The sequence below is a fragment of the Kitasatospora sp. NPDC048296 genome, assembly GCF_043201815.1.
GTDB lineage: Bacteria > Actinomycetota > Actinomycetes > Streptomycetales > Streptomycetaceae > Kitasatospora.
This window is the reverse complement of the sequence record NZ_JBICZB010000012.1, coordinates 90,571-105,500: the sequence shown is the minus strand read 5'-3', so window position 1 is coordinate 105,500 and position 14,930 is coordinate 90,571. Positions and strand designations below refer to the sequence as shown.

The window sequence follows — 14,930 nt, the reverse complement described above, 5'->3', positions numbered from 1 at the left end:
TGACCCGCTCGGCGGCCCAGACCCACAGCGTCGGCGGGCCCAGTGCCCCGAGGTCCGACGGCCGTCAGGCCCAGTACCCTGAGGTCCGACGGCCACCAGGTCCGGTATCTCGGGGCCCACCCCCGCCAGGCCCACCGCCGTTACGCCGTCTGCTCCGCCGACTCTTCCTCGACGATCCGCCCGTCGCGGAGCTCGATCACCCGGTCGGCGAGCCCCATCAGCGTCGGGTCGTGGGTGGCGACCAGGACCGTGACGCCCTCGCTGCGGACCACCGCGCGCAGCAGTTCCATGATCGAGCGGCCGGTCTCCGAGTCCAGCTGTCCGGTGGGCTCGTCGGCGATGATCAGGCCGGGGTCGTTGGCCAGTGCGCGGGCGATGGCGACGCGTTGCTGCTGGCCGCCGGAGAGTTCGCCGGGCCGCTGGTTGGCGTGGCCGGCCAGGCCGACCAGGGCCAGCAGGGTGTGTGCACGCTCCTCGCGCTCGGCCGGCGGGACCTTGCGCAGTCGCATCGGCACGCCGACGTTCTCGGCGGCGGTGAGCATCGGGATCAGTCCGAAGGACTGGAAGACGAATCCGATCCGCTCCCGCCGCAGGGCGAGTCGGCCGTCCTCGTCCAGCCCGCCGAGCTCGATGCCGTCCAGCGCGATGCTTCCGCCGGTCGGTGCGTCCAGGCCGCCGACCAGGTTCAGCAGGGTGGTCTTGCCGGAGCCGGACCGGCCCTTGAGTGCGGTGAGTTCACCGCGCTCGATCGAGAAGTTGATGCCGCGCAGGGCGTGGACGGTCCGCTCGCCGGTGCCGAAGCTGCGCCGGAGATCGGTCACGGCCACCATCGGGCCGGTGGTCGTCAGGGCGGTGTCGGCGGCCTGGTGCTGCGTCATACGGCGTCCCCCTGTGGGCGGTGGCTACCCGGACTGCCCGGGTCAACGGATGCGATGGTTTCGCGGGTTCACGATCCCGAGTGGAAATTCGAGAAAGAGAAGTTCCCTGGTCAAAGGAGTGTGGTGAGGCCGAAGCTGTGAAGTGTGCATGGCATTTTGGCGCCTTGCCCCCGGCAGGGATGCTACCAATGCAAGGAATTTGCTCATTACTTACTTGATTCGCGCAAGTCCCTTCCGTTCCTGGATCGAATCTGACAGCATCGTCCGCTATCCGGCGATCGATTGCCGGTGATCACTGCGCCGGTGTGCCCGCGGGGTGTCCATCTGTGGCCGTTTTGTGTCTGGATCGGACCGACGGGTGGGGCCAGGGTGCGACTGGGGACGCGACCGGGGGAGGAATTCGATGCTCGGCTTCGTCGTGCGCAGACTGCGCGGGCGACTGCCGCTGGCTGCTGCCGTCCTGTTGACGGTGCTGATCACCACGGCGGTCCTGACCGCCTTGGTGACCTTCAACAGCGGTGTCGGCCAGGCCGGCCTGCGGCAGGCGCTCCAAGGACCCGGTCATGCCCGGACCACGGTGGTGGTGACCGCCGAACACGGGCTGGACCAGCGGGCCAAGGACGAGGAGGCGCTCGCCGCCTACCGGCAGAAGCTCTTCGGCAGCCTGCCCGTGCGCACCGACAGCCTGCTGCGCAGTCGCTCCTACGGCCTGCCGGGCGCCGGGGCCACAGCGGGTGCGGCAGGTACGAGCGGTGATGCCGCTTCAGCCGGCCAGTCGGCGGCCAACGCCAAGGTCGACCTGACGGTCCTCGCCGACGTCGACCGCGGCCGGGCCCACCTGGTCGCCGGCGCCTGGCCGGGAGTCGCCGCCGGGCCGGTCCAGTCCACCGCCCCGCAGGTCGCCGTGCCGCAGAGCATGCTGACCCGGTTGGGCATCGGCGAACAGGCGCTGCCCGCCGACGTCCAGCTCACCGACCGGCTCGGCGGCAACCCGCTGACAGTCCGGGTCACCGGCGCCTACCGGGCCACCGACCCCGCCGACCCGTACTGGCGGATCGACCCGGTCGGCGGCCACGAGGTCGAGGTCGGCGGTTTCACCACCTTCGGCCCGATGATGGTCGACCAGAGCGTCTTCATCGCGGGCGGCCTGCCGCAGAGCAGCCGCGGCTGGCTGCTCGACGCGGACTTCGCGGGCGTCGACCAGGACACGGCCCAGGCCATCGGCGACCGCGCCAAGGGCCTGGGCGAGGATCTGCGGAAGGCCGCGTCACTCGCTGCCGTGACGGAACTTCCGGACGTCGTGAGCGAGTTGTCGGCCAGCCTGATGGTCGCCCGGTCCACCCTGCTGATCGGCGCCCTTCAACTCGCCGTCCTCGCGGCGGCAGCCCTGCTGCTGGTCGTCCGGCTGATCTCAGCCCGCCAGGAGCGGGAGAACGAGCTGCTCGCCGCCCGCGGCGCCTCCGGCATCCGGCTCGGCGGCCTCACCGCCCTGGAGCTGGTGCTGCTCGCCATCCCGGCGGCGGCGTTCGCGCCCCTGCTCACCCCCTTCCTGGTCCGCGTCCTGGCCGGTCTCGGGCGCTCCCACCAGGTGGTCCTGGACACCGCCGTCGGCTGGACGCTCTGGCCGGTGGCCGTGCTCTGCGCCCTCGCCTGCATCCTGCTGGCCACCGCCCCGAGCCTGCTGCGTGGTGCCGGTGCCGCCCTGCGCCTGCGCGGCGGCCGCCGCCAGGCCCTGGTCTCCGGCATCGCCCGCAACGGCGGCGACCTCGCCGTGCTGGCCCTGGCCGTGCTCGCCTACCAGCAGCTCGACCAGTACGGCGGGGGACTGTCCACCGACTCCTCCGGCCGGCTCGGTGTCGACCCGCTGCTGGTCGCCACCCCCACCCTGGCGCTGTGCGCGGGCACCCTGGTGGTGCTGCGGCTGCTGCCCCTGGTCGCCCGGCTGGGCGCCCGGGTCGCCGCCCGGGGCAGCGGCCTCGGCCCGGCCATGGTCGGCTGGCAGCTGGCCCGTCAGCCCGCCAGGGCCACCGGGCCCGTGCTGCTGCTGGTGATGGCCGTTGCCACCGGAGTGCTCGCGCTCGGCCAGCACGCCACCTGGACCGCCTCGCAGTACGACCAGGCGTCCTTCAACACGGCAGGCGGCCTGCGCATCTCCGCCTCGCACACCGCGCTGATGGGCCAGGGCGGTCACTTCGGCGCACTGCCCGGCGGCGACCGGCTGATCCCGGTGGACCGCGAGGACCAGGCTCTGCCGAACGGCAACGGGCAGGTGCTCGCGGTGGATTCCGCCGCCCTCGCCGACCGCGTCCCGTACCGCGACGACCTGCTCGGCGGGGTCGACCGGGCGAAGGTGTTCGGCACGCTCGCCCAGCCGGCGCCGACCGGCGCGAAGGCAGGCGTCACGCTGCCCGGCCACCCGCTGCGGATCGACGCCGACCTGGCCATCCGGCAGGTGTTCGACAACAACAGCCTGCACCCGCCGGTCCCGTCCCCGCCGGAGGTGACGCTGCTGCTGCGGGACCGCTTCGGTTACGTCCACAAGGCCCCGTTCGCCGACCTCCCGGTCAGCGGCGAGCAGCGCGCCTCGGCCCCGCTGAACACGCTGGTCGACGCCCCGGTGGGCTCCGTCGCCGCACCGCTGACCCTGGTCGGGGCGACCGTCTCGTTCAGCGACCGGGTCGTGGGTGAGGTGACCGTCGGTCGGCTGGCCGTCTCGGACAGCGCGGACGGGCCCGCGACCGACGTTCCGGTGCCGGCCGGCCTCTCCTGGAAGGGGGACGTGGTCGACGGGCCGGGACTCCCGGGCGGGGCCGCGCCGCCGGTCACCGTAGGGCCCGAACCGGCCGACGCCGGGCGGCTGTTCACCGTCGACTACGCCTCGGCGAAGGTCTCCCTGCGGGCCGTCCTCGGCATCGCGGGCGTGGAGGCGCCGAGCGTCGTGACCGGCGTCGCCACCCAGGACTACCTGAAGCTCGTCGGCGGCTCGGTCGGCGACGTCCTCCGGGTGCCGTTCGCTGGGGCCGTCGTCCAGGTCAAGATCACCGGGGTGGTCCAGGCCGTGCCGGCGACCGGTCGCAACGCACTGGTCGTCGACCTGGCCACCACCGCGCGGCTGCTGGCCGCCCAGGGTCGTACCCTGCCCAGTCACACCGAGTGGTGGCTGCCGGCCACCGGGCCGGGCGACCGCGCTCCGGCCGAGCTGGCCGCCGCCATGCGGGCCGCCCCCGGCTCCCAGGACGTCCAGCTCTACGACGAGGTCTCCGAGGGTCTGCTCAGTGACCCGGTGGGCGCCGCCCCGCAGAACGCGCTGATGGCCATCGCGCTCGTCACCGCCGTGCTCGCCGCGATCGGCTTCGTCGCCGCCGTGGCCGGCTCCGCCCACGAGCGCGCCCGGGACTCCGCGCTGCTGCTCGCCCTGGGCGCGCCGCGCAAGCAGGTGACCCGCACCGTCGCGGCCGAACAGGCGCTGCTGGTCGGACTCGGCGGGACCGTCGGGCTCGCCCTCGGCGCCCTGCTCGTCCACCTGATCGTCCCGTTCGTCGTCCTGACGCCCGCCGCCCGCCCACCGGTACCCGGGGCCCTGATCGACCTGCCCGTCGGCCAGGCCCTGCTGTTCGCGGCCGCGATCGCCGTCGCCCCGCTGCTGTCGGCCTTCCTCATCGGACGCCGCCGTCGAGACGTGGCCAACCGGCTGCGCCACGTGGAGGAGATGTGACCACCCAGGCCGGCACCCGTGTGCCCACCCCCGACGCCGCCCACCGCCCCGCGCGCTGGGTCAGCACCAGGCTGCGGGCGAACCCGCTGGCCGCGCTGCTCATGGCGGCCCTCGCGTTCGTCACCGTCTTCCTGGCGGCGGCCTTCCCCCGCATCGCGGACCGGGGCGCGGACGCGGCGCTCCAGGACTTCGTCAGCCAGAAGGGTCTCAACTCGACCAGCCTGCAGACCACCTCCAAGGTCCTCGACGACGACGAAGCGGTCAAGCTCGACCGGGTGCAGCAGAACCTGGACGGGACGGTCGGCCGAGACCTGACGCTGGCCCGGTCGGGTGAGGCCTACGGCGCCCGCGCCCTGGGCTACCGCGGCATGGGCAATCCGGAGTACCTCCGTTTCGCGGAGAAACAAACCGACCCGGCCCTCGGCCTGCTCTACCTGCACGATCTGGCCGCCAGGGCCACCCTCACCGACGGCACCTGGCCGACCCGCGGGGGCGTCGGCGGTCCGCTGCCGATCGTGATCAGCAAGAAGGGCGCCGAGACCATCCACATCAAGCTCGGTGACGTCATCGACAACGGCGTCGAGGGCTCGGGCGCCAAGCGGACCACCGTGGTGGTCGGCTTCTACCAACTCAACGACCCGCTGGATCCGTTCTGGGACAACCTCGGCTGCCCGGCCCGCGCCTGCCTGGACACCACCCCCGAGCACGAGCACTGGATGACCAGCGGATTCGTCGACGGCGGCAGCCTGCCCGCGATGGCCCGCTGGGGCTCGGGCGGCGAGAACTTCTGGCGACTGCCCGTCGACACCGCCTCGCTGCGCGCCGACCAGCTCGACCGCACCCGCAGCGTCATCAGCTCCTTCCTGACCGGGCACGACGCCACCGCCCTGGCCGGCTCGACCGGGCGCGCCGACCTGCACACCAGCTCGAACCTGCCCGACATCCTCACCCGGGCGGACGAGCGCTACCGGGCCTCGCTGCCGCTCAGCGCGATCGGTCCGGCCGGCGTAGCGGGCGTGGCCACCGTGGTGCTGTTCCTGGCCGCGGCCCTCACCACCGACCGGCGCACCGCCGAGATCCGGCTGCTCCGGGCCCGCGGCGGTTCCCTTGCCGGGGTGCTGCGACGGTTGATCGGCGAGGGTGCGGTCACCGTCCTGCCGGCCGCCGTACTCGGAACGGCCCTCGCCCTGGTGCTGCTGCCCGCCCCCCGGTGGGAGCGTTCGGTGCTGGCGGCCCTGGTCGCGACGCTGATCGCCCTGCTGGCCTTCCCGGCCCGTGCGGCCCTGCTGTGGGCGCGCGGGCCGGCGGCCGGTGGCCGACTGGTCGGCGAACTCGCCGTCCTGGCGGTCACCGTCGCGGCCGTGGCGGAGGTCCGGCGCCGGGGCGTCGGCACCGGCGCCGGGCTGGATCCGCTGCTGGTCGCCGCCCCGCTCCTGCTCGCCGTCACCGGCGGGTTGTTGCTGGCCCGGATCGAGCCGGTGGTGGTCGGCTGGCTGGCCGCCCTCGCCGGCCGGGGCCGTGGCCTGATCTGCTTCCTCGGCCTGGCCCGGGCCGCCCGCGACAGCTCGGGACGCCGCAAGCCCTCCGTGCTGCCGCTGCTCGCCCTGCTGATCGCCGTCACCGCGACCGGCTTCGGCGCCACCGTGCTCGACACCGTCGATCACGTGCGGACCCGCGCCGCGCGCATCGCGACGGGCGGGGACATCGGCGTCTCCCTCCCGGGCTACGCCAACCTGACCGAGTCGTTCACCAAGGCCGCCGGCGAGCTGCCGGGCGTCCGGGCCTCGACCGCGGTCTGGGTCGAGCCCAGGGCCCGCATCGTCGACGCCGACCGGAACTACACCGAGGCCTACCTGGTGATGGTGGTCGATCCGGCGGCGTACGCCGAGATCGCCCGGACCCTCGGAGCCGACGAGTTCGATCCGGCGAAGCTGGCCGGGACGTCCGGCGGCCGGGACACCCCGGTGCCCGCCCTGGTCAGCCGCGACCTGGCCAAGCGTCTCGCCGCAGGGTCGTCCCAGGTGCGCACGCCCAATGGCAATGACCTGCGCCTCACCGTCGCCGGGACGGTCGGCGCCACCCCCGCGCTGCCGGACCCGGGCAAGCCGTTCGTCGTCGTTCCCGCTGGCCCCGCCTGGGAGCGACTGCCGGACGCCAAGCGGGTGAACGAGTGGTTCGCCGTCGGCGATGTGGACCCTGAAGGGGTCAGGACGGTCCTGCGGGAGAACGGCGGGGCCCAGCCGGTCGGTCTGGCCAAGCTGATCGCGGACGACGCTGCGGCCGCCGGCAAGGACACCCACGGCCTGCCCGCGGGGTACACGGTGCACAGCAGCCGGGAACTGGCCGCCCAACTCGCCGACGACCCGCTGCAGCACGCCGCCGGACGGCTGTTCTGGTACGCGGCCGCCGCCGGCGCCGGGTTCGCCCTGCTCGCCGTCCTGCTGACGCTGTTCCGGGCCGCGCCCGACCGTACGGCGCTGCTCGCCCGGCTGCGCACCATGGGACTGCGGCCCCGCCAGGGGCTGGCGCTGATCGTCGCCGAGGCGCTGCCGCAGACCCTGGCGGCGACCGTCGGTGGTGGTCTGGTCGCGGTCGCGGCAGTCGCCCTGCTGGGCGGCGCCTTCGACATCTCGACGCTGGTCGGGGCCAGGGTCGGGGACGCCATCAGCCCCACACTGATGCCGGTGCTGCTGCCCACGGTGGGCCTGGGCGTGCTGGTCGGCTTCGGGGTGGTGCTGGAGACGCTGGTCGCCGGTCGGCGCCAGATCGCCACCGAACTGCGGGCGGGGGAGCAGTCATGACGCCGGGACCAGCGGCACGGGCCGTGACAGTGGAGACCACCGGAAGTCGGCAGACAGCCGGGACCAGCCAGACCGTCGAGACAGGAGACCAGCGGTGAACAGCAGCGCCCAGGAGCGGCCGGCCGTCGAGGCCCCCAGCCTGCAGGAGCTCCGGCAGCGGGCGCTCGCCGCCGCCTCGCCCACGGCGTACGGAGCGGGCGCGGCCATCGTCTGCGACCGGTTGGTGCGGATCTTCAGCGCCGAGGGGATCGAGGTCCAGGCGCTGCAGGGACTGGAACTGACCATCCAGCAGGGGGACCTGGTGGCCCTGGTCGGCGCTTCCGGCAGCGGCAAGTCCACCCTGCTCACCATCCTCGCCGGGCTGGACGTGCCGACGGCCGGCACCGCCACCGTGGCCGGCTGCGACCTGCTGGAGATGTCCACCAAGGAGCGGCTGCGCTACCGGCGCGAGGTGGTCGGCTTCATCTGGCAGCAGACCGCCCGCAACCTGCTGCCCTTCCTGACCGCCGCCGAGAACATCGCCCTGCCGATGCAGCTGCGCGGCCGCCGCTCCGGGGCCGGGGGATCGAAGCAACGGGCCGGCCGGGTGGCCGAGTTGATGGAGGCGCTGGAGATCGGGGACCTCGCCCACCGGCGCCCCAACGAGCTGTCCGGCGGCCAGCAGCAACGGGTCGCGATCGCGGTGGCGATGGCCAACAACCCGCCGGTGCTGCTCGCCGACGAGCCGACCGGTGAGCTGGACTCCGAGTCCGGCTCGGTGATCTTCGAGGCCTTCCGCACCGTCAACCGGGAACTCGGCGCCACCGTCGTCATCGTCACCCACGACCCGATGGTCGCGGGCGAGGTGCGCCGCACGGTCGCCATCCGGGACGGGCGGACCAGCAGCGAGGTGCTGCGTCGCACCGTGACGGACGAGCACGGCGAGGAGTCGATCAACGAACGCGAGTACGTGATGCTGGACCGTACCGGGCGGGTCCAGCTGCCGGTCAAGTTCCTGGAGGCGCTCGGGATGGAGCACCGGGTGGCGGTCGACCTCGCGGCCGATCACATCGAGGTCCGGCCGGACGACCTCGCCGGTCACTGACCCGGCCTCAGCAGTCTCCGCCCGTCCGATGGAAGAGGCCGCTGCTCTCGGCGTCCCTCCGGAGGTCGGGCGGCGCGGCCCCGGCGCCACGACCCCCTCGGGAGGTGGCGGTGCAGCGGGCGAAGACGAGCACGGCACTGGCCGCCACAGCGAGGATGCCCAGTGCGGTGAGGACGCGTAGCCAGGTCAAGGATGTGCCTCCTGGAGACGGTGCGAGGGAACGCCGCCGGGGACGTATCGGCAGTTCGGCCCGCACGGTCGAGTGCCCATGGTCGGTTCTTCCCGCCGACCACCGCGCGAGAGGTCGCCCGCGCGGGCGCTCGAAGCGTTGGCCGGGCGCGTCACACCCCCTCGCGCGCCCCTGTGGCGCTGACCGGCCGTCCGGACTGTCCGGACTGTCCGGGCGGTCCGGGCCGTCCGGGCCGTCCGGGCCCTTCGGGCCGTCCGATCCGTTCGGCCGCCAGGGCGCGGAGCGTGGGCAGGTCCGGCTTGCCCAGGCCGTTCAGCGGGATCGCCGGAAGGAGCAGGACGGCGTCCGGAGCGCACCGGGGGTCCCCGCGCTCGGCCACCCAGCGGCGCAGTTGCTCCGCCGTCACCCGCGCGCCCGGGGCGAGGGCCACCGCGGCGTGCACCCGCCCCAGGCGGTCCGGGTCGGCGGTCGTGAACATCACCGCCTCGCGGACGTCCGGATGCATCCGCAGGGTTTCCTCGACCTCCAGGGGGAACACATTGTGCCCCTCGATGATCGCCACCGGGTCCCGCCGCCCGGCCACCGTCAGATAGCCGGCTGCGTCCAGACTGCCCAGGTCACCGGTGTGCAGCCAGCCGTCCCGCAGCACCCGCTCGGTCAGCTCCGGGTCGCGCCAGTAGCCGGCCATCGCGGTCGGGGTGCGCACGCAGATCTCTCCGGTGCGGCCCGGCGGCAACGGCGCGCCCTCCTCGTCCAGGACCCGCACCTCGGTGTCCTGGTACGGACGCCCGGCGGTGGTCAGCAGCCGCGGCGCGAGGTGTTCGTCCGGGCTCAGCCGGGAGACCGGACCGCACTCTGTCAGGCTGTAGGTCTGGTGCAGCACCCGGCCCAGCCGCCGGGTCGCCTCCGCCAGCCGCCGCGGCGAGGGCGGGCAGCCGGTGTAGCCGACCCGGCGCAGACTGCCGGTGTCGGTCGCGGCCAGCAGCGGGTGGTCCAGCAGCGCGTGGAGCAGGTGCGGCGACACGTGTACCCGGGACACCCGGTACCGCTCGATCGCCGCCAACACCTCGGCGGCGTCGAAGCCCTCCTGCAGCACCACCGTGCCGCCCGCCGCCAGCGCGAAGTCCGCCGTCGTACCGCCGTCGTGGCAGAGCGGAGTGCAGAGCAGGAAGGACGCCCCGGACGGCAGCGCGGGCCGTGGTGGGCGCGCGAAGCGCTGCAGCACGCCCTTCGGCCGCCCCGTGGTGCCGCTGGTGAACCGCACGGCCATCACGTCCTCGGGCCGGTAGCGGGGCTCCAGCGGCGCGGGCGAGCAGGCCGCGGCGAGTTCCGGCAGGTCCACGCCGAGCGCCGTCGGGCCGAGGGCGAACACCCCGGCGGACGGAAGCGCCCGCGCGATCGCGCCGGCCGCGGTGGAGCAGGTCGACGGGTCGAACACCAGGGCCGTCGTCTCGACGAACTCCGCCAGGGCCACGAGCTCGGAGACCGGGCTGTCCGGGTACGGCATCGCCACCCGGCACCCGATCAGGTTCGCGGCCAGCCGCACCAACAGCGCCTCCGGCCGGTTCCCGGCCAGTACCGTCACCCCGTCCCCGCGCCCCAGCCCCGCGCGCTCCAGCGTGCGGGCCGTCCGGAACACCGCCTCCAGGCAGTCCTGCCCGGTCAGCGTCTCGCCCCCGCACCGCAGCGCCACCTGCCCCGGCTCCCGCGCCAGCCCGTCCAGTACCAGTCCGGTGTACGTCGGACCTGCCTCTGTCATGCCCACTCTCCCGTCTGACGGTGCGTCAGCCTAGTGGGTACCGGCACCGCGAGTGCGCTACGGTCCTTCGTGGTCACATCGGTAACGGAGCGGCAGCGGAGGCGAGGGCCCGTGGGCGAAGGGTCGATAGCGGAACTCGAACAGCGCGCCGCCCGGGCGGAGACCGGCAGCCACGAGCTGGAACGGATCCGGCAGATCGCCCAACTCCACGTCTACCAGGACGACGAACCCGACCCCGCCCGCCTGCGCTGGGCCCACCTGTCACTGGCCGCCAACCGCCGGACGCGCGGCGACGGCCCCTGGGGCGAGGCCGGCCGGCGCCAACAGGAGTTCATGCTGCGCACCTGGGTGATCACCCGTCTCGGCCCCGGCGACGAACCCGAGTGGCACCCGGAAGCGCTCGCCGCCGACACCCTCGCGGCCCTCGCCCTCCACCCCTCCGAGGCGGCCGCCCTCGCCGAGGGCCGGCGCGATCTCCCGGTCGAGCGCATCGGCGAACTGCGCCGCCACAAGAACTTGACCACCCACCTCGCCACCTTGCTGCCCCTCCTCCCGGCCGGCCCGACCAAGACCCGCCTGCTCGCCTGGAACGAGATCCGCGCGCAACTGCCCTGAGGTCCACCCGTGTCGCAGACTTCAGCGCCGGCCGCGCGTCAGTCGTCCAGGAGCCATGAGCCGACGTGCCGGGCTCGTCGGGCTCGGTGACGGCAGGTGTCGAGACTCGCGTCAGCGGCGCCCTCGCGGTCGCCGGCTCCGTGAGACGCGGCTGCGACCACGACGTCGAGTCCGTCGTTCAGGCCGATGCCGGTCGACGTGTCATCGAACTCTGAGCCGGCCACGGCGGCAGGGGCCGCCGTGGCCTTGGTGTCGCCACCGGGCCGTGCTCTTCCTGCCTCCCGGCTATCCCGCCAGCGCTGCGAGTTCACCCAGGACTCGGGCCGCTGCTGCCGGGTCGACCAGCCACTTCAGGTGACTGCCCTCAAGGGTGCGGACGTCGTACGGGTTGTCCGGCGTCAGCGCGTTGCCCTCGCGGATCAGCCGGTCCTGTATGGCGAGCGGCAGGCTCGTGTCGCCGGCCAAGCGGACGTAGGTCTTCGGGATGCGGCCCCAGGTCTCGGCCTGTGCCCGGTCGGCGGAGGTGCCGAAGTCCAGGTTCTCGTCGGGCTGGAAGGTGTTCAGGAAGGTCAGGAACTCCTCGTCGGTGCCATCAGCGAGGAAGGCCGCCTTGAAGGCCGCGAGGGCGTCCGGATTCGCGGTGCGGAAGTTGACGCGGAGCAGACCGAGTTCGGCCGGGTTGCCGGCCAGCGCCAGGCCCAGGGAAGCGGCGTCAACCGTGGCCATCTCCGGCTCGGCGTAGTAGTCGTTGACGTCGAGATCGACAGGGCACCAAGCCGAGACGTAAACGATGCGGTCGATCAGGTCGGGCCGTGCGTTGGCTGCCGCGGTGGCCGTGACGCCGCCGCGGCTGTGGGAGACGAGGATCACCGGCCCGTTCTGCTTGGCCCTTTCGAGGATCCCGATCAGGTGCGCGGCATTGTCGGCGAGCGTGACGCCCTTGATCGAGCCGGGTGCCGTGGCGAGCCCTTCGAGATCCTGTGGCGCCTGGTAGGCACGCGTGTAGGTCGCCTCGAAACCATGGCCGGGCAGGTCGACGGCGACCGAACGGTGTCCGAGGAGGCCGAGTTCGGCCTGGAGTGGTGCGAATGAGAAGGAGTTCGAAAAGGCTCCGTGAACCAGTACGAACGTCGGTTGCATCTGTCTACTCACTTTCTGGCGTCCTGCGGCATCGGCGGCACGCGCGTCGCTGGTCCCGGCCCGCAGTCACCTGCTCGGACCGGACGTCCCAGCAGGACCGGAGCGGGCGTCGTCGAACCCGGACGCTGCCTTCGAAGGAGCCACGATCAAACGCCCCAACAGCCGAATCCGCGTACCCACCCGCAAGTTCCCCACCGTCACCCCCGACGCATGGGCACCCCATGCGACTCAAACTTCGATGGCGCAAACCTAACGATCATCGAGGTTCGGTGGCAATGATCAAGGTTCGATGGCGCAGGACACTTGCGCGGACGTTCGCGAAGAGCGGGCCTCGGTCTCGTGGGACGGTGCGTCCCCGCCCTCGGTCGCGAGGGCGTCACCCCGTGGCTACCGGTGCGGGGCCCCGTGCCGGATCGCGGTGGCGGCCGGCCGGTTCGCGCTGCCGGCCCTGGAAGGTGCGGCGGTACGCGGCTGGTGAGACGCCGATCGTGGCGGCCAGGTGCTGGCGCAGCGAGGAGGCGCTGCCGAACCCTGCGTGCTCGGCGACCCGGTCCACCGGCAGGTCGCTGGACTCCAGCAGCCCGCGGGCGAGTTCGAGCCGCTGGGTGGTGAGCCACTGGCCTGGGGTCTGGCCGGTCTCGGCGAGGAAACGGCGGCTGAAGGTGCGCACGCTCATGCCCGCCTGGGTGGCCAACTCGGCGAGCTGGATGGGCCGGTGGAGCTGCCCAAGGGCCCACTCGCGCGCGCCGGCGGTGTCGCTGCCGGTGGCAGCGGGGACGGGCCGGGCGATGTACTGCGCCTGGCCGCCGTCACGCCACGGCGGGACGACGCACAGGCGGGCGACCCGGTTGGCGATCTCGCTGCCGTGGTCGCGGCGGATCAGGTGCAGGCACAGGTCCATTCCGGCGGCGGCGCCGGCCGAGGTGAGGACGTCGTCGTCGTCCACGTACAGCACGTCGGGGTCGAGCGGGGTCCGCGGGTACAGCTCGCGGAAGCGCTCGGCGTGGAACCAGTGCGTGGTGGCGGGCCGGCCGTCGAGCAGTCCGGCGGCGGCGAGGACGAAGGAGGCCGTGCAGATCGACACCACGCGGGTGCCGGGCCGGAGCCGGGCCAGAGCGGCGGCGACCGGCTCGGGGAGCGGGTCGCTGCCGCCGACCGGGTCGTCGATGGCCGGCACGATCAGGGTGTCCGCGGTGGCGATCACGCTCGCGTCGTGCTCGACGGTGATCGAGAAGTCCTCGCTGGTGTGCACCGGCCGGCCGTCCGGGGTGCAGGTGACCACTTCGTAGAGCCGATTGCGGTCCCGGTCGCGGGCGAGGCCGAAGGCCTTCGCGGGGATGCCGAGTTCGAAGGGGATGACGCCGGGGAGGGCGAGGACGACGACGCGGTGCACGGCCTGCTGCATGGCCGGATTCTCTCACTCATTGGCGATCTGGCCACTCGTTTCGATTGATCGGCGGCGGCAGGCTGTGGATCAGCCGCGAACGAGACGGGGAGTGATTCCGAATGGCACAGAACACGACGCAGAACACGGCGCAGAAGATGACGGCCGTGGCCTTCGAGGAGCCGGGCGGGCCGGAGGTCCTGAAGGTCGTGGAGCGGGAGCGGCCGGTACCCGGTCCGACGGAGATCCTGGTCCGGGTGCACGCGGCCGGCGTCAACCCGGTGGACTGGAAGACCCGGTCGGTCGGTGCCCTGTTCGTCCCCGGTGACGGCGTCGTGGGGTGGGACGTCTCGGGTGTGGTGGAGGCCGTCGGCCTCGGCGTGACGATCTTCCGGCCGGGTGACGAGGTGTACGGCATGCCGGGCTTCCCGCGGATGGTCGGCGGCTACGCGCAGTACGTGGCCGCCCCGGCACGCCACTTCGCCCCCAAGCCGGCCGGGCTCGACCATGTGCGGGCGGCCGCCCTGCCACTGGCCGCGCTGACGGCCTGGCAGGCCCTGGTGGACACGGCGGCCCTGCGCGAGGGGCAGCGGGTCCTGGTGCACGCCGCGGCGGGTGGCGTGGGGCACCTGGCGGTGCAGATCGCCAAGGCGTACGGCGCGTACGTCATCGGCACGGCCAGCGCGGGCAAGCACGAGTTCGTGCGGGGGCTGGGTGCGGACGAGGTGATCGACTACACGGCGGTCGACTTCGCCTCGGTGGTCTCCGACGTGGATGTGGTGATCGACCCGATCGCCGGGGACTACCAGGAGCGCTCGCTGTCGGTGCTGCGGGACGGCGGCACGTTGATCACCCTCCCGGCCCGCGAGACCGGCGAGCTCGCCTCGGCCGCGGCCGCGCGCTCGATCCGCTCGGGCTTCATGCTGGTCGAGCCCGACCGGCGTGCGCTGCTGGCCGTCACGGAGCTGGTCGAGACCGGCAGGCTGAAGGTCCACGTCGACGCCGTCTTCCCGCTGGCGGACGCCGCCAAGGCCCACGAACTCGGCGAATCCGGGCGGGTCACGGGGAAGTTGGTGCTCACCGTCGACTGAGTCGATCGAGGCCCGGGTCGCCGGAGGCGAGCCGCAGCGGCCGGGGAACGAGCACGGGTGTCTTGAGCACGGCTACCCCTTCGGGAGCAAGGCGACCCCCGTGTGGCACCGCGGCCCGAGCCCGCGCGGTCCTCCGGATGGGCGAAAGTCTCCGGCGTACGAGTGAGCCCGGCATTCGTGGGTGCGGTGGTCGATCGGCTCCGCGCTACGTTGTGCGGCGGTGCCGATCGCCGTGCGGCCTCGTCTCAGCGCAGGTGCGGCAAATGGCTTTCC

10 protein-coding genes are annotated in these 14,930 nt (G+C 73.3%); 5 read left to right on the top strand and 5 right to left on the bottom strand.

Features of this window, described 5'->3' with window-relative positions:
- Positions 1–140: 140 nt before the first annotated feature.
- Positions 141–878: an ABC transporter ATP-binding protein gene (locus ACGF12_RS10435; protein ID WP_393027885.1), complete on the bottom strand. Its 738-nt coding sequence runs from the start codon at positions 876–878 to the stop codon at positions 141–143.
- A gap of 403 nt (positions 879–1,281) precedes the next feature.
- Between ACGF12_RS10435 and ACGF12_RS10430 the strand changes: the two genes are divergently transcribed.
- The 3 genes from ACGF12_RS10430 (at position 1,282) to ACGF12_RS10420 (ending at position 8,478) form a co-directional block, all read left to right on the top strand.
- Positions 1,282–4,593 carry an ABC transporter permease gene (locus tag ACGF12_RS10430; RefSeq protein ID WP_393027884.1) on the top strand — a complete coding sequence of 1,104 codons (3,312 nt, stop codon included), beginning with the start codon at positions 1,282–1,284 and terminating at the stop codon, positions 4,591–4,593.
- Positions 4,590–7,394 (top strand): hypothetical protein, encoded by a 2,805-nt coding sequence (locus ACGF12_RS10425; protein ID WP_393027883.1) that lies wholly within the window; start codon positions 4,590–4,592, stop codon positions 7,392–7,394. Before ACGF12_RS10430 ends, ACGF12_RS10425 begins: the two co-directional genes overlap by 4 nt.
- 94 nt (positions 7,395–7,488) lie before the next feature.
- Entirely contained in the window at positions 7,489–8,478 is a 990-nt protein-coding gene (locus ACGF12_RS10420; RefSeq protein ID WP_393027882.1) for an ABC transporter ATP-binding protein, read from the top strand.
- Between the two features lie 7 nt (positions 8,479–8,485).
- Here ACGF12_RS10420 and ACGF12_RS10415 read toward each other — a convergent pair whose 3' ends face one another.
- The gene (locus tag ACGF12_RS10415; protein WP_393027881.1) at positions 8,486–8,668 is read right to left on the bottom strand and encodes a hypothetical protein; all 183 of its coding nucleotides are present in this window, start codon (positions 8,666–8,668) and stop codon (positions 8,486–8,488) included.
- 151 nt (positions 8,669–8,819) lie between these two features.
- A complete protein-coding gene (locus tag ACGF12_RS10410; RefSeq protein WP_393027880.1) occupies positions 8,820–10,427 on the bottom strand; it encodes an AMP-binding protein in 1,608 nt (535 codons plus the stop codon).
- A gap of 111 nt (positions 10,428–10,538) precedes the next feature.
- Between ACGF12_RS10410 and ACGF12_RS10405 the strand changes: the two genes are divergently transcribed.
- A complete protein-coding gene (locus ACGF12_RS10405) occupies positions 10,539–11,042 on the top strand; it encodes a hypothetical protein (RefSeq protein WP_393027879.1) in 504 nt (167 codons plus the stop codon).
- Positions 11,043–11,327: 285 nt separating this feature from the next.
- Here ACGF12_RS10405 and ACGF12_RS10400 read toward each other — a convergent pair whose 3' ends face one another.
- The gene (locus ACGF12_RS10400; RefSeq protein ID WP_393027878.1) at positions 11,328–12,182 is read right to left on the bottom strand and encodes an alpha/beta hydrolase; all 855 of its coding nucleotides are present in this window, start codon (positions 12,180–12,182) and stop codon (positions 11,328–11,330) included.
- A gap of 376 nt (positions 12,183–12,558) precedes the next feature.
- Positions 12,559–13,587, bottom strand: a complete 1,029-nt coding sequence (locus ACGF12_RS10395; RefSeq protein WP_393027877.1) for a GlxA family transcriptional regulator — start codon at positions 13,585–13,587, stop codon at positions 12,559–12,561.
- 101 nt (positions 13,588–13,688) lie between these two features.
- Between ACGF12_RS10395 and ACGF12_RS10390 the strand changes: the two genes are divergently transcribed.
- The gene (locus ACGF12_RS10390) at positions 13,689–14,657 is read left to right on the top strand and encodes an NADP-dependent oxidoreductase (RefSeq protein ID WP_393027876.1); all 969 of its coding nucleotides are present in this window, start codon (positions 13,689–13,691) and stop codon (positions 14,655–14,657) included.
- The last annotated feature ends 273 nt before the right edge of the window (positions 14,658–14,930 follow it).